General features: G+C 64.5%; 30 protein-coding genes. 25 read left to right on the top strand and 5 right to left on the bottom strand.

What is annotated here, in order from left to right:
- Positions 1–130 precede the first annotated feature (130 nt).
- The gene (locus GL279_RS00305; RefSeq protein WP_155062608.1) at positions 131–319 is read left to right on the top strand and encodes a hypothetical protein; all 189 of its coding nucleotides are present in this window, start codon (positions 131–133) and stop codon (positions 317–319) included.
- 230 nt (positions 320–549) lie between these two features.
- Here the strand turns inward: GL279_RS00305 and GL279_RS00310 are convergent, their stop codons facing one another.
- From GL279_RS00310 to GL279_RS00325, 4 genes are all read right to left on the bottom strand, one after another.
- Positions 550–879, bottom strand: a complete 330-nt coding sequence (locus tag GL279_RS00310) for a hypothetical protein (RefSeq protein ID WP_170293889.1) — start codon at positions 877–879, stop codon at positions 550–552.
- A 30-nt stretch (positions 880–909) separates the two neighbouring features.
- On the bottom strand, positions 910–1,440 hold the full coding sequence (locus GL279_RS00315) for a Panacea domain-containing protein (protein ID WP_170293890.1): 531 nt from the start codon (positions 1,438–1,440) through the stop codon (positions 910–912).
- A 32-nt stretch (positions 1,441–1,472) separates the two neighbouring features.
- On the bottom strand, positions 1,473–1,685 hold the full coding sequence (locus GL279_RS00320) for a hypothetical protein (RefSeq protein ID WP_155062611.1): 213 nt from the start codon (positions 1,683–1,685) through the stop codon (positions 1,473–1,475).
- A 132-nt stretch (positions 1,686–1,817) separates the two neighbouring features.
- Entirely contained in the window at positions 1,818–2,147 is a 330-nt protein-coding gene (locus GL279_RS00325) for a helix-turn-helix domain-containing protein (RefSeq protein ID WP_155062612.1), read from the bottom strand.
- Between the two features lie 370 nt (positions 2,148–2,517).
- Between GL279_RS00325 and GL279_RS19095 the strand changes: the two genes are divergently transcribed.
- The 24 genes from GL279_RS19095 (at position 2,518) to GL279_RS00440 (ending at position 24,698) form a co-directional block, all read left to right on the top strand.
- Positions 2,518–2,772, top strand: a complete 255-nt coding sequence (locus tag GL279_RS19095) for a hypothetical protein (protein ID WP_343039673.1) — start codon at positions 2,518–2,520, stop codon at positions 2,770–2,772.
- The gene (locus GL279_RS19530; protein ID WP_281348933.1) at positions 2,772–2,900 is read left to right on the top strand and encodes a hypothetical protein; all 129 of its coding nucleotides are present in this window, start codon (positions 2,772–2,774) and stop codon (positions 2,898–2,900) included. The genes GL279_RS19095 and GL279_RS19530 overlap by 1 nt, the downstream gene beginning before the upstream one ends.
- Positions 2,897–3,286: a hypothetical protein gene (locus GL279_RS00335; protein WP_155062613.1), complete on the top strand. Its 390-nt coding sequence runs from the start codon at positions 2,897–2,899 to the stop codon at positions 3,284–3,286. The genes GL279_RS19530 and GL279_RS00335 overlap by 4 nt, the downstream gene beginning before the upstream one ends.
- The gene (locus GL279_RS00340; protein ID WP_155062614.1) at positions 3,283–3,582 is read left to right on the top strand and encodes a hypothetical protein; all 300 of its coding nucleotides are present in this window, start codon (positions 3,283–3,285) and stop codon (positions 3,580–3,582) included. The genes GL279_RS00335 and GL279_RS00340 overlap by 4 nt, the downstream gene beginning before the upstream one ends.
- On the top strand, positions 3,579–3,767 hold the full coding sequence (locus GL279_RS00345) for a hypothetical protein (RefSeq protein WP_155062615.1): 189 nt from the start codon (positions 3,579–3,581) through the stop codon (positions 3,765–3,767). Before GL279_RS00340 ends, GL279_RS00345 begins: the two co-directional genes overlap by 4 nt.
- On the top strand, positions 3,764–4,141 hold the full coding sequence (locus GL279_RS00350; RefSeq protein WP_155062616.1) for a RusA family crossover junction endodeoxyribonuclease: 378 nt from the start codon (positions 3,764–3,766) through the stop codon (positions 4,139–4,141). Before GL279_RS00345 ends, GL279_RS00350 begins: the two co-directional genes overlap by 4 nt.
- Positions 4,138–4,929 (top strand): YdaU family protein, encoded by a 792-nt coding sequence (locus GL279_RS00355; protein ID WP_155062617.1) that lies wholly within the window; start codon positions 4,138–4,140, stop codon positions 4,927–4,929. The genes GL279_RS00350 and GL279_RS00355 overlap by 4 nt, the downstream gene beginning before the upstream one ends.
- Positions 4,926–5,582, top strand: a complete 657-nt coding sequence (locus GL279_RS00360; RefSeq protein ID WP_155062618.1) for a hypothetical protein — start codon at positions 4,926–4,928, stop codon at positions 5,580–5,582. The genes GL279_RS00355 and GL279_RS00360 overlap by 4 nt, the downstream gene beginning before the upstream one ends.
- Positions 5,579–6,190 carry a hypothetical protein gene (locus GL279_RS00365; protein ID WP_155062619.1) on the top strand — a complete coding sequence of 204 codons (612 nt, stop codon included), beginning with the start codon at positions 5,579–5,581 and terminating at the stop codon, positions 6,188–6,190. Before GL279_RS00360 ends, GL279_RS00365 begins: the two co-directional genes overlap by 4 nt.
- Before the next feature lie 258 nt (positions 6,191–6,448).
- Complete coding sequence (locus GL279_RS00370) at positions 6,449–6,745, top strand: hypothetical protein (protein WP_155062620.1); 297 nt, start codon at positions 6,449–6,451, stop codon at positions 6,743–6,745.
- Between the two features lie 10 nt (positions 6,746–6,755).
- The gene (locus tag GL279_RS00375; RefSeq protein WP_343039674.1) at positions 6,756–8,045 is read left to right on the top strand and encodes a PBSX family phage terminase large subunit; all 1,290 of its coding nucleotides are present in this window, start codon (positions 6,756–6,758) and stop codon (positions 8,043–8,045) included.
- Entirely contained in the window at positions 8,042–9,982 is a 1,941-nt protein-coding gene (locus GL279_RS00380) for a portal protein (RefSeq protein ID WP_155062622.1), read from the top strand. Before GL279_RS00375 ends, GL279_RS00380 begins: the two co-directional genes overlap by 4 nt.
- An 11-nt stretch (positions 9,983–9,993) precedes the next feature.
- Positions 9,994–10,830, top strand: a complete 837-nt coding sequence (locus GL279_RS00385; RefSeq protein WP_155062623.1) for a hypothetical protein — start codon at positions 9,994–9,996, stop codon at positions 10,828–10,830.
- An 11-nt stretch (positions 10,831–10,841) separates the two neighbouring features.
- Positions 10,842–12,074: a P22 phage major capsid protein family protein gene (locus GL279_RS00390; protein ID WP_155062624.1), complete on the top strand. Its 1,233-nt coding sequence runs from the start codon at positions 10,842–10,844 to the stop codon at positions 12,072–12,074.
- A 52-nt stretch (positions 12,075–12,126) separates the two neighbouring features.
- Entirely contained in the window at positions 12,127–12,633 is a 507-nt protein-coding gene (locus GL279_RS00395; protein ID WP_155062625.1) for a hypothetical protein, read from the top strand.
- Position 12,634: 1 nt separating this feature from the next.
- Positions 12,635–14,725: a hypothetical protein gene (locus tag GL279_RS00400; RefSeq protein ID WP_155062626.1), complete on the top strand. Its 2,091-nt coding sequence runs from the start codon at positions 12,635–12,637 to the stop codon at positions 14,723–14,725.
- Between the two features lie 10 nt (positions 14,726–14,735).
- Positions 14,736–18,050 (top strand): hypothetical protein, encoded by a 3,315-nt coding sequence (locus GL279_RS00405; RefSeq protein WP_155062627.1) that lies wholly within the window; start codon positions 14,736–14,738, stop codon positions 18,048–18,050.
- Positions 18,047–19,369, top strand: a complete 1,323-nt coding sequence (locus GL279_RS00410; RefSeq protein WP_155062628.1) for a hypothetical protein — start codon at positions 18,047–18,049, stop codon at positions 19,367–19,369. Before GL279_RS00405 ends, GL279_RS00410 begins: the two co-directional genes overlap by 4 nt.
- Positions 19,366–19,527 (top strand): hypothetical protein, encoded by a 162-nt coding sequence (locus tag GL279_RS00415; protein ID WP_155062629.1) that lies wholly within the window; start codon positions 19,366–19,368, stop codon positions 19,525–19,527. Before GL279_RS00410 ends, GL279_RS00415 begins: the two co-directional genes overlap by 4 nt.
- On the top strand, positions 19,524–19,898 hold the full coding sequence (locus GL279_RS00420) for a hypothetical protein (RefSeq protein WP_155062630.1): 375 nt from the start codon (positions 19,524–19,526) through the stop codon (positions 19,896–19,898). Before GL279_RS00415 ends, GL279_RS00420 begins: the two co-directional genes overlap by 4 nt.
- Positions 19,898–20,575: a hypothetical protein gene (locus tag GL279_RS00425; protein WP_155062631.1), complete on the top strand. Its 678-nt coding sequence runs from the start codon at positions 19,898–19,900 to the stop codon at positions 20,573–20,575. The genes GL279_RS00420 and GL279_RS00425 overlap by 1 nt, the downstream gene beginning before the upstream one ends.
- A 1-nt stretch (position 20,576) precedes the next feature.
- Positions 20,577–21,242, top strand: a complete 666-nt coding sequence (locus tag GL279_RS00430; RefSeq protein WP_155062632.1) for a lysozyme — start codon at positions 20,577–20,579, stop codon at positions 21,240–21,242.
- Positions 21,235–22,626: a hypothetical protein gene (locus tag GL279_RS00435; protein WP_155062633.1), complete on the top strand. Its 1,392-nt coding sequence runs from the start codon at positions 21,235–21,237 to the stop codon at positions 22,624–22,626. The genes GL279_RS00430 and GL279_RS00435 overlap by 8 nt, the downstream gene beginning before the upstream one ends.
- Complete coding sequence (locus GL279_RS00440) at positions 22,626–24,698, top strand: hypothetical protein (protein WP_155062634.1); 2,073 nt, start codon at positions 22,626–22,628, stop codon at positions 24,696–24,698. Before GL279_RS00435 ends, GL279_RS00440 begins: the two co-directional genes overlap by 1 nt.
- Before the next feature lie 170 nt (positions 24,699–24,868).
- On the opposite strand, the gene GL279_RS00445 is transcribed toward GL279_RS00440, so the two are convergent.
- Entirely contained in the window at positions 24,869–25,177 is a 309-nt protein-coding gene (locus GL279_RS00445) for a hypothetical protein (protein WP_155062635.1), read from the bottom strand.
- Positions 25,178–25,224 lie beyond the last annotated feature (47 nt).

The following is a 25,224-nucleotide window of genomic DNA, read 5'->3' on the forward strand; positions in this document are numbered from 1 at the left end:
CCTGTCGGCAGCAGCAAAAAGCCCGCCGGTTAGGGCGGGCGGAGAAACGATTTCGTGCGGTTGGCGCCGTTCTGTGCTACAAGGTGTCATCCGGGCGATATCCTCGCCATGGTGCTATGGAGGACCTGCCATGGTCCGAGAAAATAAGATCCCGCAAACCGAGGCCCAGATGCTGCAGACGGCAGTGGATGGCATGGACAACGAGGGCGGCCCGGGCAACGCTACCGAAGTCAAACGCGACAAGGAAAAGGCGACGCAAGCGGCTCACGACGCCAAGGTCGATGCCTGGAACAAGGGATACGAAGCCTTGGCCGACTAGCGGCGCGTTCATGGGCAAGTCGGCGGCGGGGGAAACCTCGCCGTTTTTCGTTCACGGGATGAAGAAGTTCTGCGCGAGGCGGGGCTGTCTCGGGAAAGCCCCTGCCGCGAGTCGGGTGAAGCCTCGGGCAGAGGCTGCCGCGCAAGGTTACGATTATGCGAGGCAGGGAGGCACGCGCGGGGCGGCAGGCGGTTCCGAGCATGAAGAAGCCCCGCCGAAGCGGGGCTGGGTTATGCGAGAATCTGGTTCAAAGCTTCTTTGTCGCGCTTGGAGATGAACAGAGTGTTCATCTGCGCGGACAGTATGATCGGCCTGTATCTTCTATGGACGGTCCCGACAATACCATCGCGCCGGATGGCCTCATCGATCTCAAACTCATCCAAGACGAGAATACCGCATTCAATGTGGCTGTCGTGGTGGAGGAACGCGTTGTCGTCCCTTGCGATAGGCACGCATGGGCGCGGAGTATCCTTGGTGTTGATCCGCATGAACCAGCCCATCTCGTAGGATAAGCAGACATACATCTTGCGCTTCTGAGGGCGCGTGTTCAGATCGAACACCCAGATGACGTCCAGAAGCCCTAGCAACAGCTACAGCCTTACATGTCGCGCGGTTTCTTGGATGAAATTTATCGCCTCTTCCGTGTCAGGGCGGCCTTCAATCATATCCTCATAGCTCATCGTTCCGCCATTGGCTGCCTGCCAGTCTCGGCCATGGGTGGCGGCGGTTCTCTCTGTAAACGACATCCCGACCGAGCGCCGAAACGCAACCTCAAGATGATCCATTTCGCTCTGAGCAAAGGCATCCATAACGACCGGCTCATTGCTAATCACGCGCAACTTATAGCCGTCCAGCTTCCAAGGCAGATCGTCGCGTCCAAGCTCCCACATTCGCAAGGCTTCACCCTTGATGATCTCGTATATTTCCAAGGGGACAGGGCCGAACTTCATGGCCCGGTAGGTAGCGCCAAAGATTGGCTGCAAATGCTCGTTAAGGTGGGACTTGTCAGCAAAATAGGCCGTTTTTAGTGCGGCGTGCAGATCCACAGGCACGCCTTGAGAGACCATCCAGTGGACGGCGTGCAAGGCCTTTTCTGCTGCGAAACGATAGCGCGCTTTCATGCCGTGAACATAGCTAGTTCGACTTGACATTGCTAGTGGTCATATGCTTGGCCCACGCCCCTCAACCTCTCCGCCGCCTCCCTGACCACCTCAGCCACCGCCGGGTGCGATTTCATCGCCGCCGCCTCATACGCCTCCGCTATTCCAGCGCGCCCCTCTGGGGTCTTGAGCATCTCGGCAGGCATCTGCACCAGCAGATCCAGCAGCGCGGCGCGCAGGGCTTCCTCGGCGGTCTGGCTGGCCATCACCTATCCCTTTCGTCAGGTCGCGCGCCTACTAAATGTTCCCTTAATGTTCTTTTATTATCCGGGTGGATTCGGGAGGCGGCTTGGATCGGTTGGAATTATCAGCAAGCGAACATCAGATGCTGCTCGCCATCATCGCGCTGACCCCGGAGCCCGGGGAAGGTTCAAGATTGCCTCTGCAAGACGCTCTTGCTCGTCTTGGTCGTATTGCGACAGAAGCTCACGAAGGCGTGGAACAATAGAGACCTGCGGCGCGTCGCCGGTCAGCTGATCTAAGGTTCTGTCGAGCGCTCGGGCCAGGGCGTGCGCCGTTGACAGCTTAGGGCTCTGCGACTGGCCGTCCAGAATGTCCTGCACGGCGCGGCGGTTCATATCAACCTTCTTCGACAAGCTCGCGGCGTTGAAGCCCTGAGCCTGCATCTCGGCTTTCAGCCGCATTCTGAACACGTCGCTCACATCCATGCCAATGGTTTACCCGTGTGATGTTTCGCCGGCCAATGTGAAGTTTCCGCTTGAGATGTGTGAAGTATCACACTACCTTGGGCGCATGACTGAAACCCAAAATCTCCTTCACGAACTCGAAGCGGCGGCTGCTGATCTCGGCATGGCCGCAAGCACCTTGGGCCGGCTGGTCGGGCAGGGCGGGAGGTTCCACGCCCGCCTCGCTGCCGGGAAGCGGGTTTGGCCCGAAACTGCCGAAAAGGTCCGCGAGAACATCGCGGCCCTGAAAGACAGGAAGGCAGAGCCCGATCAGGGAGAGCCCCTGTCGTCAGAAATTCCATCCCCTCACCCCTCGGTCAGCCCACAACCTGACCATTCTGGAGCATAGCCTGTGAAAGATCTTGCCGGATCAAAGGACCACGCCAGCGCGTCGCGGCGGTGGTTCCGCAACCTGCTGTGGCGGGCATTCCCGGCGCAATCCGAGCACGAACTCGCCGAACGGGCATCGGCTGTGCTCAACGTCTCTCCCCGCCAAGTCAAGAACTGGCTGCGCGAAGAGAACGACGCCTCGCTGCGCTACGTCACGGCGGTCCTCGTGATCGCCGGCGCCGAGGTCGTTTTCTCCAAAATCGAAGGAAAATCCTGATGGCAGTGCTTTGGCACCTGATCGGGCGGCTTTACGAGGCGCGGGCCGTCCGCGCCCAGGCCGCCCATATTCGCCTGAAAGAGAAGGCGGAAAAATATTTCCTCAAAATCAAGGGGTGGCAGCAATGACAAATGCCCTGTTCGATACCGCAGTCATCGACTGCTGCAACGCCGGCCTGACCATTACGCAGACAGCCCGAAAGCTGGGCTGCGGCCACCATCGCATCGCGCGCGTCCGCAACCGGCTCGGGCTGGTGTTCTCAACCACGCCGGGGATTGATCGTGGCGCCTCGCTGGCTACCGGCGACAGGGCGGTGGTCGAGATCGACGGGCGGCGAATCAGCCTCGCACTGACGCCGTTCGACACCACCCCCGACGCGCGGGTCGAGACGGCGCCCCGGCGGCGCGGCCTGATCGGTGGCAGCGTCACGCGCGAGGAACTGGTGCTGGACGGCCCGGCGGATCGCGTCATCGGCGAGCTGCGCGGGGCTGTGGTGCGGGGGAGGGTGGTGTGAGCATCCCTGCCACGTGCCATTTCCGCGAGCGTGTCGCGGCCCGCATCGGCGCGGACATTTGCGCCAACAGGCTTGCCGAGGAAATCGTTCAAGCCATCGCGCAGGGGAACGAGGATCTCGCCAGGTTCGCCTGCCGCAGCCATACAGGAGCGCCGGTCTACCGCATCGCCGTGGGTGATCGGGGCACGTTCTACGCCGTGGTTTCGCCGGAAAAAGACCGTGTCGTCACCCTGCTCGAGCCCGGCGGCCTGATCGGGCGCGGCGGCAAGAGAAAGCCGAAGAGGTTGCGGGGATGAGCGACGCCATCTCACCCGGCGCCAGCGTGCGCGTCGAGGGCGGCATGGTGGTTATCCGCCTGCCGCTGACCGAGGCCCATGGGCCGCGCGTCGCGCTCGCAGAGTGCCCGTGCCGCGCGCCGAAATCCAACGAGACGATGAACATCAGGCAGCGGCTCGCGAAGGCGCTGGGGAGGCTGACGTGATCGCCGCCCGCGCCACATTCCCTTGGCCACCGTCTGGGCTGTCGCCCAACGGCTCGCAGGGCAATTTCCACGGCAAGGCTCGGCTCGCCAGCGCCTACAAGGCGCGCTGCTGGCTGCTGCTGCGCGAGAAGGGCAAGGCCATCCGTCCGCTGCCAGAGGGCGCCGCCGTGGCCCGCGTGATCGTGACCTACTGCCCGCCGCCGCGCGTGAGCCGCTACGACTTCGACAACATGGGCAAGCGCATGAAGCAGGCCTTCGACGCGCTGGCCGAGGCTATCGGCGTCGATGATGCGGAATGGCCCGTGATGGTGCTCCAGCGCGGTGAGAGGTGCAAGGCCGGCGCGGTGATCGTGGAAGTTGAGGTGGCGGGATGAGCGAACAGCCGTTCATGCAGCTCTATGTCGCGGACTATCTGGCCGACACGCTGGACCTCTCTACGGTTGAGCACGGGGCCTATCTGCTCATCCTGATGACCATGTGGCGCCATGACGCACGGCTGCCAAATGACATGGCAAAACTGGCCCGGATCGCCCGCATGTCGGTGACGAAATTCAAGCCGGTCTGGGCCGAAATCAGCCGGTTTTTCGAGGTCGATGGGGACGCCATCACCAACCGCCGACTTTCAAAAGAGCACGAAAAAGCTCGCAAAAAAAGTGAGGTTCGCGCAACGGCTGGAAAGGCAGGCGGACATGCTAAAGCATTGAAGGATAAGGAAGCGGCATATGGCAATTGCCATGCGGATGCCGTGGCATCTTCTTCAGAAGCCAGAGTCAGAAGTCAGAAAGAAGAAGATGATGATGATGATAGGCGCGCGGACGCAAGCGAGCCTGACGGGCTCATGTCCGACGCCTGCCGCGCCGCTGGGGTCGCGTTCGGCTCACTTACCGGATCGGGAGGCCGGTTCGGAATGTCGCCGAAGGAGGTCGATGCCCTGCGCCGCTGGCAGCAAGACCTAGGCCTGACGCCGGATCAGATCATCGCGTCCATCACCGATCAGGCCGTCCGCCTCCGGTCACCGCCAAGGTCGATGACCTATTTCACGCCCGGCTTGCAGCAGCTCGCGGCCGAGCTGACCGCCCCGCCGATTGCGGCAGCGCCCACCCCCCGACAGCATAGGCCAACCGGCCACGGCATCACGATCAACCCCGAGGATTTCCAATGAGCGCCGCAAAAACCGCCGATCTGTCCCAGCGCTTCAACCGTTGGCTGCAACGGTTCAGCCCACCCCGGCAGATCGCCGACAAGCCCGAGGTGATGGCCGATGAAGCCAAGGCGCTGTTCGGAATCTTCTTGGATCATGCCCCAGATCACGACTGGCAGGTCTGGTGGGACAAGGCGATCCGCGCCCTAGAAGCCAGCATGACCACGCGCAGCTGGCCGGCCCCGGGTGAGGTGGTTCGGGCCTGCCGTGGGGCGCAGGCAGTGACGCCCGCCAGCGATGCGGCGATTAACCAGCGCGGAGAAAGCGCGGCAATCGAAATGCTGTCCGACTGGTTTGGCAAATTCAAATCCCAGATGCCCGGCATGGGCAGATCCGACCGAACCGACGCGATGATTCGTCGCGGTGTCCTGCGCAATGAGCGCGAAGCCCGGTTCTATGGCTTTGCACTGTCGCCGGCGGCGATGGAGCGGATCCGCGAACAGGAGCCCAGCCGGTCCGAGTGGGATCATCACGTTGAGGTCATGGCACGCTTGTCGCGTCGAGATCCAGACGCTGTTGATTTCGAGTTGCAGGATGACCAGCGCCGGAATGCCGGGACGTTCCGCTCTGCGGCAGACGTGTTGAGCGCCAGCCGGCCAGAGGCGGCAGAATGAGCAGGATTGATCGTCTCGTTGGTCAGGTCATCGCCTCTGGCGCGCTGAGCAAGGCCGAGAAGGCCAAGCGGCGCAAGGACACGGCCGAGGGCCAGAAGAAGCTGAAGCACGCCGAGCGCGACCGCCTGCGCCTCGCAGCTGCTGCCGAGATCTGGGAGGACCGCGAGGGCAAGGCCCGGCCCACGCCGCAGCGCAAGCTCAAGGGCGTGTTCAGCTTGCGAGATGGCGATGAGGCTGGCGTAGCTGTGGCGACCGACAGCGCATCCTGCACGCTCGACGCGCTGGCCACTCGGGGCGTCATCACGGCACGGCAGCGCGAGGCCGGGCAGGAGTTCGAGAGCGCGGCTCGTGGCGTCATGGGCTCGCCCGCTGGCCGGTCCTGCGTAGATTTCTCGCCCGCTGGCCATGACGGGGATGACGACGAGGACGCGGCAATCACGGCCAAGCGCCGGTGGGACAGCCTGCGCCGCATGATCCGGCCCGACGATCGGCGCGAGCTGCTGGCGGTCTGCTGGGAGGGTGCCGCGCCGCGCAGCATGGATCGGTTGCGCCGTGGTCTGGATGCCGTGGCCGATTGGGCCGGTCTGGAGCCTGAGCGAAAGATCTAGTTGCGCGACCGTTTTGCGCGTGCTACTTCTGCGGGTGACGGATTATGTCCAGTTGTATGGCCCTGCGAAAACGCGGGGCCTTTTGCATTTCCCCGGCCCGCTTCCCGCAGGCAAAGCCGCTAGCCTGAAATCACCGACCTGCGCGCGAGCGTGAACTGATCCGGGCCGGGCGCTTCGGCGTCATAGTTGTGGATCGGAGGCGGGAAGCGGTAACCACCACGACAGCAGAGGCGCCGACCTGGAGGTCAGCGGGACGCTATGGACAGTAAACAAGTGGCCCCTGCTGCAAAGCGCCGGCCGCCGAGCGCCGGAAAGGGTCGCCCGAAGGGGTCGCAGAACAAGACCACGGCGCTGCTCAAGGACGCGATCTTGCAGGCAGCGGAACAGGCCGGCGGCGGCTCGGGGCTCGTGGGTTATCTCACTGCTCAGGCCATGGCCAACCCGGGGCCGTTCATGTCGTTGCTGGGCAAGGTTCTGCCCATGCAGATCCAGGGCGATCCCGACGCCCCTATCGTCGCCGTGATTGAGCGCCGCATTGTCAAAGCTGGTGATTGACACCGCCGAGGTGTTTCTGCCGCTGCTGGAGCCAGCGCGATACAAGGGCGCCCACGGCGGGCGAGGTTCGGGCAAATCGCAGTTCTTCGCCGGCCTTCTGGTCGAAGACAGCATGGCCGCGCCCGGCGAAATGGGCGAGGGCCTCAAGTCGGTCTGCATCCGGGAGGTGCAGAAGTCGCTCAAGCACTCGGCCAAGAGCCTGATCGAATCCACGCTGCGCCGGCACGGGCTTGGCGAGCGCGACGGGTTCAAGATTTTCAACGAGGTCATCAAGACCCCCGGCGATGGTCTGGTAATCTTTCAGGGGATGCAGGATCACACCGCCGACAGCATCAAGTCGCTGGAAGGCTTCCACCGAGCATGGACCGAGGAAGCGCAAAGCCTGTCGAAGTTCTCGCTCGACCTGCTCCGCCCCACGATCCGCTGGGAGGACGCTCAGCGCGGGCTGGCATCGCAGCTGTGGTTCAGCTGGAACCCCCGCCGCAAGACTGATGCGATTGAGTTCCTGCGGGGCGCATCCGCTCCACCCGATGCATGCGTGGTCCGGGCAAACTGGTCTGACAACCCTTGGTTCCCCGGCGTGCTGGACGCGGAGCGCGCATCAACGCTGGCCGCCGACCCGGACGGATACGACCATATCTGGGAGGGTGGCTTTGCCACCGCCACGACGGGCGCCTATTTCGCGCGCCACCTTGCCGAGGCGAAGGCGCAGCGCAGAATCGGAAATGTCGCGGCAGATCCGCTGATGGAGGTCCGGGCCTACTTCGATATCGGCGGCACCGGCGCCAAGGCAGATGCGACCGCGATCTGGCTGGTGCAGTTCGTCGGGCCGGAAATCCGCGTGCTGGATTATTACGAGGCGTCGGGCCAGCCGCTCGCAACGCATGTGAAATGGCTGCGTGAGCGCGGGATCAGATCGGTTGTGCTGCCCCACGACGGTGGCACGCACGACAAGGTTTTCTCAGTCAGCTACGAAAGCGCGCTGTCCGAGGCCGGGTTCAACGTCATCGTGGTGCCGAACCAAGGCCGGGGCGCAGCGGCGGCCCGCATTGAGGCGGTGCGCAGGCTGTTCCCGCAGATCTGGTTCAACGCCGCCACTACCGAGGCCGGGCGCGATGCTCTCGGCTGGTATCACGAGAAGCGGGACGAGGCGCGCAACATCGGCCTCGGACCGGACCACGACTGGTCCAGCCATGGGGCCGATGCCTTTGGCCTGATGGCCGTCGCGCATGCTGACCACGGGCCGGCGCCCGACGTGTCGAAATACATGAAACTGACAGGCGGGCATTGGCTGGCATGACTGACGATGAAAAAATCATCGCCTTGGCCCGTCGCCGCATGGACGATGCCGCCTCGGCCGATGCGCTGAACCGCGAGGAAGCGCAGGACGACCTTCGCTTTCTGATCGGCGATCAGTGGCCGGAGGAAGTTCGCGCGCAGCGCGAGCTGGAAGGCAAGCCCTGCCTGACGTTCAACGGTCTGTCGCAGTTCGTGCGCCGGGTGACGGGCCAGATCCGCGCCATGAACCCGGCCATCCGGGTGATCCCGGCAGACGGCAGCGCATCGCCCGATGTGGCCGAGATCATGGCCGGGATGATCCGGCAGATCGAATACGAGTGCGACGGCACCAGCGTCTATGAGCGGGCGGGCGAATTGGCGGCGGCTTGCGGCATCGGGAACTTCCGCATCCGGGCGGATTACGCCGATCCCATGTCGTTCGATCAGGAGTGCCTGATTGAGCGAATCCACAACCCGTTCGCGGTGTTCTGGGATCCGATGGCCAAGCAGCCCGACCGCAGCGATGCGCGTTTTTGCTTTATCGCAGACGACATGCTGGTCGAGGATTTCAAGGAGCAATTCCCCGACGCGCGCGTGATGGACGCGACCACCGACCACCACATGCTGGGGCTCGCGCACTGGCTGCATGGTGAGCGGATCACCGTCGCCGAATACTACTGGATCGAGGATCGCGAGGTCACCATCGGGCTGATGGCCGACGGCAGCGTGGTGGAAAGCCCAGCCGCGCCGCTCGCCCCGATCAAGACGCGCAAGACCAAGGTGCCGGCGGTCAAATGGGCCAAGATCAGCGGCGCCGAGGTACTGGAAGGCCCGCTAGACGTGCCGACGCGCTACATGCCTGTGGTCGCGGTCACCGGCGAGGAATGGCCAGTCGGCGAGGCTCTGTATCGGTCGAGCGTGATCCGGTTCGCGAAGGACGCGCAGCAGCTCTACAACATGAGCCGCACCGAAAACGCCGAGGTGATCCGGCTGCAATCCAAGGCGCCCTATATCGGTACGCTCAAGCAGTTTCAGGGGCTGGAGTCGGTCTGGGCCAAGGCCAACAGCACGACCGCGCCGTTCATCCCCTACAACCCCGACCCGGCGGCGCCGGGTCGACCCCAGCGCGAACAGCCGCCGGTGCCATCGCAGGCTTTCCTGAGCGAGATCCAGCTGGCCGCCGAGGACATGAAGCGCACCACGGGCATTTACGATGCCAGCCTCGGGGCTAAATCGAATGAGACGAGCGGCGTTGCCATCCAGCAGCGCCAGCAGGAGGCTGAGCAGGCGAATAGCGTCTACGCCGACAACGTGGCCAAGGCAGTGGCGCGCGCTGGCCGCATCTTGGTCGACATGATCCCCCGGGTCTATGACACGCAGCGCATGGTCCGCATCCTCGGTGAGGACGACGAGGAAAAGCTGGTCACGATCAACAGCGTCGCTCTGACGCAAACCGGGGTGCAGCCGGTCAATGACGTGACCATCGGCAAATACGATGTGCGCCTGTCGGTCGGCCCGAACTACCAGACCAAGCGAGAGCAGGCCGCCGAGGGCATGGCCGCATTCGTGCAGGCTTACCCGGCCGCCGCGCCGCTGATCGGCGACCTTTACGTCAAAGCGCAGGAGTGGCCCGAAGCCGACCGCATCGCCGAGCGCCTGAAACGCGCCGTGCCACCGAACGTGCTGGGCGAGGACGATCAGGACCAGTCACCAGAGGCGCAGGCGCAGCGTCAGCAGGCGATGCAGCAGCAGGCCCAGCAGGCGCAGATGCAGCAAGGCGCCGCGCAGATCGACTTGGCAGAAAAGCAGGCGCGGGCGCGCAAGGCCGACGCCGATGCCGTCAAAGCTGAGGCCGAGGCCGAAAAGGCCCAGCTTGAGCTGATGCAGATGAGGGCCGCCATGGCCATCGGAATGCCGGTGAACCCGGTTCTAGCCCCGCAGGGCATCCCCACCAACTGACAGAGGACGCTATGAGCGACGAGCAAGAGCTGGCCCCAGAGGCCGGCCAAGAAGTCGTGGCCGATGCCCAAGCGGCAGAAGGTCAGGTGAAAGACCAGACCGCCGAGGATCAGACGGACGGCGAGCAGCCGGACGAAGAATCCGAGGATGAGAAGCGGCGCAAGGAAAGCGCCAAAGAGCGGCGAGATCGCGACAAGGCGTATAAGCAGCGCCTGCGTGACGAGGCAGACAGCGCGCGGAAGCGGGCAGACGAAGCCGAAAGCCGCCGTGAATCCATCATTCGCGCTGGACAACAGGGGGAAGCCCCTCGGCGCGAGCAATTCAGCGACCCCGCAGAATATGTGGCAGCCCAAGCCATCTGGAAGTGGCAACAGTCGGCAGCCCAGCACGCAGCGGGTGAGGCAAACAGCGCAGCAGAGCGCGAGCGCCAGCAGGCCGAACAGTTCGAGTTGGCAGAACGGCAAATTGCGCAGCAGCAGTGGACCGAGCAGCTGGTCGAAGCACGCATGAAGTATGCGGATTTCGATGCGGTGGCGCTCGCGCCCGACGTGCCCATCACCGAGGGCATTGCCGACATCATCCGCAGCTCCGACGCTGCGGCTGATCTGGCGTATTACCTCGGCCAGAACCGCGCAGAGGCCATGCGCATCGCGCAGATGCCGCCCATGTCGGCGGCCCGCGAGCTTGGCCGCATCGAAGCGTCGCTGACTGCCCCGAAACCCCGCACCGCAAGCACGGCTCCGCCGCCCATAACGCCCGGGAAGGCCTCGGGATCTGGCGCGAAGTCCCCCGACAAAATGTCCGCTGAGGAATACCGCGCATGGCGCGAGTCCGGCGGCAAATTCTGAGGAAATAGGCCATGGCCAACACGTTTCTAACCCCGAGCGTTTTCGCTCAAGAAGGGCTGATGCACCTCGAAAACGAGCTGGTGCTGGGGAATGTCGTTCACACCGACTATTCCGCCGAGTTCAGCCACAAGGGCGACACGATCAGCATCCGCCGCCCGACGCAATACCTGGGCCAGAACGACAACCTGGACATCACCGGGTATCGCGAGGACATCACCCAGGGCAAAACCACGATCAGCATGAACCGGACGGTCTCGATCCCGGTCAAGATCGGCGCCAAGGACCGCACGCTGTCGTTTGATCGTCTGTCCGAAGACGTGATCCGTCCGGCGGTGATCCGCATGAAGGATCGGATCGAAAACGAGCTGTCGCAGCTCTATCGCCAGCTCTATTGGTATGCTGGCGTGCCCGGCACCCCGCTGACCTCGTTCGATCAGCTGGCCCAAGCCGGCGCACAGATGACCGAGGTTGCGATCCCGAACAGCGACCGCAGCGCGTTCCATGCTCCGACGACTGCTGCCAAGCTGGCGAACGAGGTCAAAAACGTCTACGTGACCGACAAGGCCAAGAAGGCGTTCGAGAAAGCGCAGGTGGGTTACTACGCGGGCTTCGACAACTACGAGACGGCCTATGCCCCGACCCACACCGCAGGCACCGGCACCGGTACGCCCGTCGTGAACGGCGCGAACCAAGGCGTGACCTATGATGTAGCCAAGGACAGCTGGTCCCAGACGCTGAACACCAACGGATGGACGAACAGCGTCACCGGCATTCTGCGCGCCGGCGACGTGTTCACCATTGCGGGCGTCAACTCGGTCAACCCCGTCTCGAAAGCGGATACGGGCCGGCTGCAAACGTTCGTCGTGATGGCCGATGCCAACTCGGGCGCCTCGACCGGCCCGGCGGCGCTGACCATCTCGCCGCCGATCATCCCGACCGGCGCTTACCAGACCGTCACGGCGGTGCCCGCTGCTGGCGCCGCCATCACGGTCGTGTCGGGCACCGCCGGCGTCCGCAGCAAGCAGTCGCTGCTGCTGGCTCCCAAGTGCTTCGCTCTGGTCACGCGCGCGCTGGATATCCCCAACGGTTCCGGCCTGAAAACCTCGACCAAAGCCGGCAACAAGACCGTCATCTCGGTGTCGGAGTTTGTCGACGGCAACACGCTCGACCAGACCTTCCGCTTCGACATTCTGTTCGGCGTGAAGGTTCTGGACCAGCGCTTGGGTATGCGCTTCGGCCAGTAACCCATCCGGCGGGGCCTGAGCGCCCCGCCTTTTTCATTTCCCGAGAGTCGCCATGCAGACAACGAGCGAGATCATTCTCCGCGCGCTGCGGCGCATTGGCGTCGTGGCATCGGACGAGCCGGCCACGGCGGACCAGACCGCTAGCGGCCTCGATGCCCTGAACGAGATCGGCCAGTCGTTCCGCGTGAATGGCGTCCAGTTCGACATGCCGATCCTCGGGCCCGCGACGCAGATGCCAATCGACAGCCCGTGCCTCGCTGCATTCCAGACGATTCTGGCCGCGCGCTTGGCCGAGGAGTTCGGGCAGCCCGGCCCCGACCCGGCCCCGGCGTGGGCGCAGATTGCCGCCTATTACTATGAGCCAGTTCTCAGCGGACTTTTTGATCTGACCCGCACCGCCTCGCAGCGCCGCCGGCACAGCATCATCATGTGCCCGGGCTTCGCCGGCGCGCCACCTGCGCCACCGCCACCGCCCCCCATCATCCCCACCGCTTGGACGGACGCGACCCCGTGGTCTGACGCCGCCGCGTGGGATGACAGCATCCAGTGGAGCATCTGACATGCCGCAGTTGACGCTGCCCACCACGCTTGGCGCCGTGCGTCAGGCGATGAACCTGAATGGCCTGCCGAAGAACAATTTCGCGGCGCTCAGCGGCCCGACTACCGGCGACAACTCCGGCGCCGGTTATGAGGTCGGCTCGCGCTGGATCAACATCAGCACGAACCAGAAATGGACCCTTACCGCGATCAACGGGACGGTCGCGACGTGGATGCCAGATGTTTCGGCCGCGTCCGGCGGGTCATATGACGACTCGGAGCTGCGCGGCCTGATTTCTGGGAATGCTGCTGCGACCAGCGCCCTTGCTGTTCGCGTCGACACGACCGAAACCTCCGTCGCGGCGCTGAACAGCCTGACAGGGCAGCATACCACCCAGATCAGCAACCTGACTTCCCGGGTGGTAGCGCTGGAGGCGGGCGGCGGCTCCGGCGGCACCATCCCGTCCGACGTGCCGCGCACCCAGAGCAACCCGACCACTGCCGCGCCCGCTGCGCCGTGGGTGAACTCGGTGCTGATGCGGTTTGGCGGGACGGATCTGCCAATTCCGGTGGGCTTCCAAAGCGCGCTCGATGTCCGGGCCTTCGGCACGATCACGATGCAGGAGCTGACCACGGCGGCGCCAGAACTCACCTCTGCACAGCTGGCAGCAAATACGGCTGCGCTGCGCGCGGCTGAGGATTGGGCCTTCGCAAACGGCGGGTTCGTTCAGCTTCCCGGCGGCATGATCGATATTGAAGGAGCGATCACCTATCGCGCCGGCGTCGGCTTTGGCGGCAATGGCGAGCATCATACCGCCGTGCGCCAGCGCCTGATCCCGCGTTCTGCCGCCGATATTACGGCGGGACTGCGCTATACCGATGTGTTCGTTGCCCACCCAACCCTCGGCGCCGGGTTCAACACCTTCCGCGACATGATCATTCATGGCGGCTGGGAAAGCCTGAAAGAATACGAGGGCTCGACCGGCGGCGTGTGGGAGTTCGATCTCGCGACCACGGAGCAAAAGGGGCTGGCCTTCGGCACGCTCGGGTCGTCGGTTGGCACCATCGGAGACGGCCCCGGTCCATCGAAATTCTGGCCGAACGGCGGCTCCGATAGTCAGAACCGATTGGATCACCTGCTGATCGTGCGATGCAAAGGCTATGGCCTTCATGCTGTGGGCCGTGGCGAAATGATGGTGAACGCGCTCTGGACGCAGCGTTGCGGGCGCAACGGCATGTTCACCGACATGGCGGACAGCTGGTATTCCAACATCACCTGTTCGACCAGCGGCGACAGCGCTATCAAGTTCGGATCGGGGGCCAGCAATGCGCGGGGCGCGCTATTCAAGGGCTGGTATGCGGGCTGCTACAAGTCGTCCGAGGTCATCGGTGCCGGGTTGGAGCTGGAAGCCGACGGCGCGCAGAACATCTATCTCGACAGCATGACCACGCAGGATACTTGGGGGCCCGGCATCGTGGCGCGGGCCAATAAGGGCGTTACGATCCGCGGGCATATTGATGAGGCGGGCGGTGGCCGGCTGCTTGGATCCGGCTTGGGTTACACCGGAACGCGCACCTTGCCCCGCTGCGACATTCGCCTGCCGGGCCCGTTCCGACGGTCCCTCATCGACGTGACGCGCACCGGCGGCGCACGGCAAGGTGCAGGAAACCACCCCTATCTGATCGACATGTCGGGCTCCGGCATCGAACACAGCACGATCATCATTCGGGGCACGGCAACAGAGACGCAGGGCGGCACCACGACCACGCTGGACACGGCTTCCGGCTCGGTGGCGACCGGCGGGACCAAGGCAAACGGCGTGCTCATGTCCTCTGGCTATACCAACGCCAAGCGGCACAATGAGGTGACCTTCAACGGCAAGTTGGTCCACGGCAAGCGCACGCTGACGGAGCTGGCCGACGCGACGCATGGCATCAACGATCCGCTCTATGGACCCGACGAGTGCGTGACCGAGTTCGGCGCGCCGGCATTCCGCAAGGCGACCGAGGTTGGCGGCGGATGGGAGGTTCAGCCGATCACCGTGACGCAGGCGCAATACAATGCCCTGACGACTGACCAGCAGTCGCGCGGCAATTTCGTAATCACGGCCTGAGGGGATCGACATGCCCTATCGGACCATGAGCGGAACTGTCGGGAATGCCCTGCGCGGCACTGTCTCGACCATCGTCGGGCTGGCTCTGGCCGGGGTCATGGCGTGGCAAAGCGGCTCCACCCCCACGGCCCCCGTCAACACAGCCCCACCCGCGATCACAGGCACCCCGCAGGTCGGGCAGGCCCTGACCGCGTTCGACGGCACGTTCAGCGGCACCGCGCCCATCACCATCGCGCGGCGCTGGCAGTATTCGGCGGATGGCTCGACCGGCTGGACCACGATCAGCGGTGCCACGGGCGCGACCTATACGCCCGCCGCCGCTCGGCAGGGGCAGTATATCCGCGTGCAGGTGCAGGCCAGCAACGCGGCAGGGTCCAGCGCGTGGATCTCGTCGGCTGCGGTCGGGCCGGTGGCTGCGGCTGCCGGTGCGACGGGTCTGCTCAGCGGCACGACATGGCCAAGCCAGCCACAGGCGCAGCCGGCGAACCTGATCCCGGAGAATGCGCGGCTTTTCGCGACCTCGGCGCCCTACGGCACCGGGTTTACAGGCGTGACGTTCGGCAGCACGGGTGCGGTGTTCGACGGCAGCAACGCATCATCGACCGTGATGACGATCACATTGCCGACAGCCCTCGTGGCGGGTCGGCGCTACGGCCTGCTGTTCGGAATGCCGGAACGGACGGCTGGGACGGTGAGTGTGGCGCTGATGCCGGGCGCGGTCGCTCCGGCTGGCGCGAGTTTCACAGCGGCGCGGAATTTTACTCGCTATTTCACCGCGACCCAAGCGCACACCTCGGTGAGAATTACTGTCACGGGCGGCTCGGCCCTGCGGATGAACTATATCCAGCTCGTGGATATGACGGCCCTGCTGGCGAAAAAGCAGCGCGTCGTGTTCATCTTCGATGCACAATCCAACATCGTCGGTGCCGAAAGCTCGGACGTAGACTGGTCCATCGACACGCCTGAGCCGCGTGCGCTCTATATCCCTGGCGTGGCAAACGCGCCATTCGGGGCGGTGCTCGATGGCAATGGCGTCGGGATGCCATTGCTCGTGCAAGATCCGCTCCAGCACAGCACCACGAACAGCGGCGGCGGCCCAATGGGGTCTTTTGTGAAGCGGATGTGCGAATGGCTCGCGGATGACGAGGTGCTCGTGCTCGTGGCTGTCGGATGGGCCGGTCAGGGGCGGCTGAACAGCGGTTACTGGAACCGCGATGGTGCGGATTATCGCGCCTGGACGAATATGCTGACGCAGTTGCGCGGCACCATGGCGCAAGCCTCGACCGGATCGACGGTATGCGGCGCGCTCCAGTGCGGCCATGAGGCTGACATCAGCGTCAACAGCGCCACGCTGCTGCCGGCTGCAGTCGAGCGAGACATTGCGGATCTGCGCGCTGAGTTCGGCGACTTCCCGGTGGTGATGATGGAAATCGGGAATGCCACGCCCAACGCGAACCAGATCGCGCAACAGGACGCCATGGAGGCGCTGGCCGGGCGCCTGGCTCGCTGCGCATATATCCGGCGACCGGCTGGCGCGACTTTCAGGCCGGACGGGGTGCATTACGATCAGGCGACGAACCGCATTCGAGGGGCTGCGGCGGCTGACAAGTTGCTGGAAATCAACTATGGCGCACCGAAACCCAGCACCGGCGGCGGCGCTATTGCAGGGACGCTGACCAATCCGGCGACATCGATGAACCTGACATGGCAGCCCCCCTATGCTATGGCGCATAGCCCGTGGCTCAACTGGCTCAAGGTCGGGTCGGATTGGGAAAACCGGGCGGGGCTGCAATCTGCTGGCCATATCAACGCCAAGGGCGCGGTCGTTTCGCTGCCAAGTTCCGGTGAGGTCGGCGCCTATATCTTCCGCGATATGCCGGCCCCTGCCGGCGGGGTGGTCAGCGGGCGCTTCCGTCTGACTTGGACTGGCTCGGGCACGATCTCGGTTTTCCATGCCCAAAACACCACGCAGGTCGGCCCGAACGAAATCCGCTTCGATTATACGGCTACGGGCAACTCTCTGGTCTATCTGCGCGTCGACTCTGTCACCTCTGGGCCGCTGGACAACTTCGCCTTGGTCCATGTGGACGACATTGCTGCCTATGATGGCGGCCAGCGGTGGCGCTCGTCATGGCTGGACATCATCCGCAACCAGCGCATTCTGCGGTTCAAGGACTGGCAGATGATCGACAACTACACCGGGCCGACTGCCTGGGCCAACCGGACGCCTGCCGGGTCGTTCAGCTATCAGGTGCCTAACGGTGTGCCGCTGGAGGAAATGCTGGACCTCTGCGCGGTGATCGGCGCTGATCCGTGGTTCTGCATGGCCCATACTTGGCCCGCCTCGTATCAGCAGAGCTTCGCAACGTTCGTCCGCGACAACCTGCGCAGCCAGTCGCATGTTCATACCGAGTTCAGCAACAAAATCTGGGACTTCAACCTATCCCAAGCCAGCGAGTTGCGGGATGAGGCGATGGCGACCAGCGCGACCTTCACCGACAGCGATTGGCCTGAATGGTATGGCGGGCGGATGGCTGAGATGGCGCAGATCTGGCGTTCAGTCTGGACCGGCGCCAATGCGGCGCGGTTGCACACGGTGTTCCAGTGCTGGACCGACAACGAGGGGTTGGATCAAGCCATGCTGGACGCGCCGAAATGGCGTGCCCTGACCTCGGCGCAGCGCCCCGGCTGGCCAACTGGCCGCGCGCTGCCGTCAAGCTACATGACGGATTATGCGGTTCATGGCGTGCTGGACGGCAACCTGCGATATGAGGATGAGGCCGGCAACCCGAACCCGACACTGGCGGGATGGATCAGCAGCTACACGAGCGGCACCAGAACGCTGGCACAAGTCCACCAGTTGATGGCCGAGCAGTGCACGGATCTGCGGCATATCCCCAGCTCCTACGGTGATGGGCGGACGGTCGTCGGTGAGCGCAATCGCTGGATCTACCACAAGGGTAAGGCGGATGAGCGTGGGCTGAAGCTGATCATGTATGAGGGCGGCACCCATCTGGTGACCCCGCCCAGCCGGGTCAATAACGCGACCTGGAACCTCGTGTTCAACTCCTTCCATATGTCGCAGCCATGGGCTGATACGTTCGATGCGGTGATGACCAACTGGTTCACCTTGACAGGCGATGCGGTGTTCAACCGCATGTGCGACGTGCTGCCGCAAGGCCCCTATCACAATGAGGGGCTCTATCGCTTCATCGGCGACAACAACCCGCAAATCCCGATGTGGAATGCACAGATGGCGGCGCATACCGGCCCGGCCGGTCGCGGCGCGGGTGATTTCGTCGGCACATATGAGGCGACGCCATGAGGTTCGCTCTTGTCGGCCAGTCCGGCCGTGACAGCGACAACCCCTTGGGCAACACGTCTCGGCTGGTCAACATCTATGCAGAAAAGATGACGACTGGCGAGCGCGCGCTGAAATCGGTCCTCGGTATGGACCCGCATGTGCAGCTGAACGGCGTGCTGATCCGTGCAATGGGTGTAGTTGACGGCGTGACCTACGCTATCCTCGGCGGCCGCCTGTGGCGGATCAGGGAGAACGGCTCAGCATCGCCGCTGGGTCAAGTAACCACTGGTCACGCCAGCCTCTCTGGAAATAACGGTGCAGTCTGCATTCAGGCCGGGACGCGCTATTTTGTCTACGACAGCGGCATGAGCGAGCCAGCGACCGGGGCGTTTTCGGCATTCGGCTCAGTGGAATACATCGACAATTACACCGTGCTGACCGAGGCCGGCGGGCGCATGTTCCAGTGGTCGGATCTGGCAGACCCAAAGACGCTCCCGGGTCTGAACTTCTCAACCGCCGACGCCAATGATGACAAGCTGGTTCGGGCATTCGCGCTTGATGGGCGCCTGTATCTGTTCAAGGAGCACTCGACCGAGATCTGGTATAACACTGGCGCCAGTGGCGCTGAGGCATTCCAGCGCGTGGCCGGGGGAGTGAAGGGCACTGGCCTGAAAGCGCACAATCTCATCTGCCGATTTGATGATGGCGCGTTCATGGTCGGGTCAGACAACCGGGCCAGCCTGATCGCTGGCGGTCAATTTCAGCCGATCAGCACGCCGGCCGTCGAGACGGCGATCAGGGAGAGCCTGCCAGTCGCGTGTCTGGTTTATTCGGATGAGGGCCATACGTTCCTGTGCATCGTGCTCCGAGATGCACCGGCATGGTGCTACGACCTTGCAATGGGCGAGTGGCACGAGCGGGCCGAAGGCGAGGCTGGGCCGTGGAACGTCGCCGCATCAGCCCGCCTCGGTGACGAATGGGCCATCGGCCGGGATAGCGGTGAAATCGCGGTTCTGCGCCGCACGAACTCAGACGGCGGACGGCCGCTGATCCGCGAATTGACCACGCCCACGCTGCGCATGGATGGCGCCCGCACCGTGCTGCGCGAGTTCGAGGTATTTCCGTCGAGCGGTTTTCGGAATGGCAGCATCTCGCTGCGCCTTTCGCGCGACGGTGGCGCGACTTGGACACCGGACAAGACCAGAATACTGACGCGCGGCGAGTTCGACGACCGCGCGATCTGGCGCAATCTCGGGATGGGCCGAGCGCTGACCGCGAAGCTGCGCTGGTCTGACCCTTACGACCTGTGCCTCTCCGAAAATGCGAGGATTGCGACATGAAGCTGACGCCACTGCTTGCCAATCAGCCGGCCACCGCCAACGGCGACGCTGCCAGCCTTGAGCTGGTGCTGGTGCTCCAGCAGCTCGTCGCCGTGGTCAAGGCTCAGGAGGACGAGATCGCAGCCCTGACCGCGCGCGTTGAGGCGCTGGAGCCGTGACCCGCCGCATCACGGTGGACGAGGCGCGCGAGTTCTTCGCGCATCCGTCGCAGGGGCTGACCGGGGCACTGCCGGATGCTGGGGTTGAGTATTGGGCGGATGGCCCAGTCTGCGCCGCGTTCCGGGATTTCTGCTGGCCCCGCGTTCTGGACGTGCATTGTGGCGTCAAGCCCGAGGCATGGGGCAAGACCGTCCCGCACGCCCGCGCCATTCTGGAGGCCGCTTGGGCCTTCTACGCGCCCGATCTGATCGTGGCGCAGTCCCTCGAAACCAACCGCGCGGTCCTGTCGATGAATCGCCGCCTCGGGTTTGAGGTCATCGGAACCATGCAGACGCCGGCGCGCGTCGTGATCCAAGGATGGAGGCTCTAATGCCAATCACAGCCATTGCGGCCGTTGGCTCGGCGCTGATCGGGGCGTCGGCGTCCAAGAGGGCTGCCAGGTCTCAGGAGCGCTCCGCGGAAGCGGCGGCGGCGGTCCAAAAGGAGATCTATGACGACACCTCCAAGAAGTTTGCGCCGTATCTCAGCGCCGGCAACCTTGGTCTCGAAGCCTATATGTCGGAAATGGGCCTCGGACCGGCGCCAACCATCGGCGGCAAGCCGTATGGCGGCTTTACCGAGACGCCAGGGTATCAATTCCAGCTCCAGCAGGGTCAGGACAGCATCAACGCACTGGCAGGGGCCAAAGGCGGCCTGCATAGCGGTGCCACGCTCAAGGCGTTGTCTGGATATAATCAGGGTCTCGCCTCGCAGGAATATGGCAATTACCTCAACCGCCTGTCCGGGCTGACCAACATGGGCACCAGCGCCGCTGCCAACCAAGCATCGGCGGGGCAGGCCTATGCGACGAACGCCGGCAACGCCCTGATGGCCGGCGGGCAGGCAGCCGCAGCCGGTGCGATCAATGGCGCCAACGCGATCACCGGCGGCATCAATAACGCCCTTGGCGCATGGCAATATCAGCGCGGCCTTGGCGGCTCAGACCCGCTGGCCGGATCGCTGCGACAGGCTGGCGTGTCCGGCGTGCAGAATGCAGGGTGGTGGTAACATGAGCAGCGCCGCTGATCTGATCGCGCGCTTCGAGGGCTTCCGAGAAACGCCATATTGGGACGTGAATGCGCTGCGGGCCGGGTATGGATCGGACACGGTGACGCTGGCCGATGGCCGCGTGGTGCCCGTCTCGTCCGGCATCACCGTCAGCCGCGAGGATGCCGCGCGCGACCTCGACCGCCGGATCAGCCGCGAGTTTCAACCCTCGGTCGTTAATGCGCTCGGGCAGGACGCCTACAATGCCTTGTCGCCTGACCAGCAGTCGGTTCTGACCTCGCTGGCCTATAACTACGGCGCTGGCGCGTGGAACAAGGGGCTGCGCAGCGTTGCGGCGGCCGTGAAAACGCCGGGCACCGAGGACGACATTGCGGCGATCCGCGCGCTGGGGGGCCACAACGGCGGGATCAACGCTAAACGCCGGAACGCGGAAGCTGACCTCTACGCCGGCGGCGGCCAGACCTATGGCGGCAGCTCGGGCCCTGAACCCGCGCCCGGATTCGACCCGTCCGCCTATCTCGCGATGCTCGAGCAGCGCGCGCAGGGCCAGCAGCAGGATCGGGCGTGGCAGCGCGCGACGACGCATACGCCCCTGCGCACCACCGATATCACCAACGCGCTCGCGGCCCCGCAGGCGCAATTCTATGGAGACTGGCTCCGTGGTTGATCTTTACGTCCCGAACTTCGTCAACACGCTGGCGCAGGCCGATCAGGCCGCCGCGTTCGCCAAGGACCAGCAGCGGCAGAACGCGCTGGCCAGCTTCATGTCCCAGAACGGCGATGCGCTGATGCAGGGCGACACGAACGCGCTGGCGCAATTCGCCCGGCTCGATCCGATGGCCGCGATGCAGATCCAGCAGCGCCAGCAGGACCAGCAGTGGCGCGCCGATGACCGGGACTATAACCGGCAGCAGGATGCCATTGCCAACCAGCGCGCGGATCGGCAGTTCGCGGCGACCGAGGCCCGGCAGGCCAAGCAGGACGGTCGCGCGGACGAAGAATGGAAGTGGAAGATGGATACCCATATGCGCGGCCTCAAAGCCGACGATCTGGCAGCGCAGACGGCTGAGCTTGAAGGTGTGCTGAGCGGCGCGGCATGGTTCTACCAGAGCGGCGATCAGGCGGGATATGACCAGTTCCTGAAATCCAAGGGCATTGATCCGGCGCAATACCCGTTTGCGCAGTTCCCGGCCCATGCCGCGAATTTCAAGCCGGTGCTGGATGCGATGAAGGGGTTCAAGCCGGAGGTTCCGACGCCGCAATCCCCTCAGGCGAAATTCGAGGCTGACAAAAAGGCTGGGCTGCTTCCGCCGGACGCCGTGTATCAGGCGGGCGGGAGCACCACAGTAAAAGTCGATATGGGCGGCGGCGCGCCCGGCTTGGGCAAGTTGAGCACGGATTATGGCTATGTCATGGACCCGCAGTCCGGAAACCCCGTGATTGACCCGCAGACCGGCCTGCCGAAGGCGGCAGCCATTCCCGGCTCTCCCGCAGCCCTCGAGGCGCAGAAGGCCGCTCAGAAGGCCGAGCAAGGCGGGGCTGCCAAGGCGGTGTCGTCCGACACGGTGATGACCGCTGCAAATGAGGCGCGGAACCTGATTGGGAGGACGTCGACGGGCACGCTGGGGGCAGGGATGGCCTATCTGCCAGAGTCTGACGCAGCCGAGGTCAATCGTCAGATCGGGGTGATGAAGTCGGTTGCAACCATTGAGACGCTAGGCGCGATGCGCGCGGCATCCCCGACCGGGGGCGCGCTCGGCAGCGTCACTGAGAAGGAGGGCGCCATGCTTGCCGCCGCCGCCGGCGCGCTCGACCCGAAGGCCGGCCCGGAGCGGTTTGGAAAGCAGCTCGACAACTATGAGCGGACGCTGCTGCGGATCATTCACGGGCCGAAGGTCGGCGATGCGATTTTTGACCAGTCGCGAGATCAGGCAAAGGGAGCCGGAAAAGATGGCGGCATCCCCTCCGTTTCCAGCGATGCTGACTATGAGGCTCTGCCGTCCGGCGCGACATTCCGCGATCCCAATGGCGTGATGCGGAGGAAGCCGTAATGGGGTGGCAAGATGCGCCTGTTGTGGATGAGGCCCAGCCGAAATGGATGGCTGCGCCCGCCGTCGATCAGGGGGGCGAATCCAGCGGCGCCGGCGCTTCCGGCTCTTGGGACGACGAGCCGCCGACTGGCGGCGGAGCTGCTGAAGCCATTCGCCGGGTTCGTGAGCCCCTGAACGCGGTGAACCGCGCCTTCACGAACATGTTCACCCTCGGGTCGCTGGATGAGATCGAAGGCGCTGCTGATGCGGCGATGGCAGGCAAGACCTATGGAGAGGCGGTCGGCGAAGCACGCCGGCGCACCGATCAGCAGCGGCAGGAATACCCGGTCGCGACCACGGTGGCGGGGCTTGCTGGCGCAGTCACGTCGCCAGCGGCGCAGGCGGTGACAGGGCTATTCCCTGCCGGCGCGTCCCTTCCAGCCCAGATCGGCGCCGGCGCGGCGAGTGGGGCCGTTCTCGGCGGCGCGCAGGGGTTCATGGAGGGCGAGGGGGGTGCCGTGCCGCGCATGCAGAATGCGCTGCTCGGAGCTGGTTTAGGCTCCGTCCTCGGCGCCGCCGTCCCTGTCGTCGCCCAAGGCGTCGGCGCGGCCTATCGCGGCGTGCGCAATGCGCTGGCCGAGCATCGCGGCATCGGAAGGGTCGCCGACAGCCTCGGCATCAGCAGCAAGGCCGGGCGCCTGCTGTCGGATACGCTTGGCATGGATGACGCGGCGCGGATGCGAAACGCCCTGAACCGCCCGGACTCCATGCTGGCCGATGCTGGACCCTCGGTCCAAGGCGCTCTGGATGCGGCAATCCAGTCGCCGGGCGAAGGGGCGCGGGTGGCTCTGGGGCGGATTGACGACCGGGCCAGCGCGGCAGGGCAGCGGCTGAGCGGCCAGCTTGACCGCAGTCTGACGGGCAGCAGCGTCGGGGCTCCATCATCGCGGCAGTTCAGCGATACGGCGCGCTTGCAGGGCGATATTCGCTCCGCAACGGCCCCGGCACGCAAGGCGGTCTATGACGCGGCATATGCCCAGCCCATCGACTATGCCAGTCCGCAGGGCGCGGCACTACTGGACGATATCAGTCCCCGGCTACCCTACGATGCGATCAGCTATGCCAACAAGCTGATGCGGATGAACGGCGACACGTCCAAGCAGATCATGGCCTCGATTGCCGACGACGGCACGGTGACTTTCACCAACCCGCCCGATGTGCGGCAATGGGACTATATCAAGCAGGCGCTGGACGGCTTGGCTGAGAGCGGCGACGGGGCCGGCGCGCTTGGCGGGCAAACCCGCATGGGGTCGGCCTATCAGGGGCTGGCGCGGGACATTCGCCGGAACCTCGGCCAAGCGGTGCCGGAATACGACTATGCCGTGAACACGGCCGGCGACATCATCGGGCAGGTCAAGGCGATCAAGACTGGCGAGACGCTGCTTTCGCCCGGCGTCACGCGAGCAGAGGCCGAGGCGGCCCTCGACGGCATGTCGCAAGCCGAGCTGGCAGCGGTGAAGCGCGGCCTACGGCAGAGCATTGACGATCAGGTCGCGAATGTGCGGGCTGTCGCAAGCGATCCGAACATGGACGCGCGCGAGGCCTACAAGTCCTACACCATGCTCACGTCCCGCGCTTCGCAGGACAAGATGCAGCTGCTCCTGGGCAAGGATTGGGGCGCGGTCAAGGCGGCGCTGGACGACACAGCGCAGGCTCTCGGCCTCCGCGCCCGCGTCGCGACCAACAGCCGCACATTCGGGCGCCAGCAGTTCGGGCAGATGCTGGATGACAGCATGGAGCCGGGGGCGCTGGCTCGGGGCGAGCCCATCGGGACGGCCAAGAGCGTCTGGCAGCGGTTCACCGGGTCAACCCCGGCGCAGATCCAGCGCGCCAAGGGCTCGGTCCGGAACGAGCTTGCGGACGTGCTGACGCGGCCGAACGCGCTGGCCACGCTCAATGCGCTTGAGAACGCTCGCGCAGCATTTCCGATCCTGCCGGGGGCGGGGACGGGCGTGACTAACGCGCTGAATGCTCTTGGGATTGGCGCTGTTCCTGCAGCTCTTCCCGAATTGCGTAACCGGCTCCTGCGGTAAGAGCGCAGCAGAACAGGACAATGGCAATCCCTCCGGGGTCATTTTCGTTGCGGCGCAGGCGCCACAGGCCGAAAATGAACAAGGCGGTGACAAGGTTGGCGACCATTCCGCCGAAAAATGCGTATACCAACATCCCCCCACTATACCCGAGATCCTGGCCCGGGGAAGCATCAGTTGAGCGTGTTGCGCGCCTGCTGACCTTCGGGCTGAAACCCGACATCCGCCAACATCATTCCCAAGACGGCATGGATGCGCGCCGCCATCGGGATGCTCATCCGCAACTTCGAGGTGATCACGACATGAGGATTTTCCTGCCCCGGCTTCTGCGCCGCATAGTCCACGGTCCCAAGCCCAAGGCTGACGACGCCCTCGAACTGTTTGCAAGACACGAGCCAGTCAACAAACTCTGTCTCGACGGCATTCGGGTCGATGATTTCAACCGACTTCCCGGCCGCAGCCAATTCGACTTCCGTGACCATGTGAACGCCTCCACTCATGAATATTTGAAGAGCCTCGGAATAAGGCC

This window comes from Paracoccus limosus (assembly GCF_009711185.1).
Classification (GTDB): domain Bacteria; phylum Pseudomonadota; class Alphaproteobacteria; order Rhodobacterales; family Rhodobacteraceae; genus Paracoccus; species Paracoccus limosus.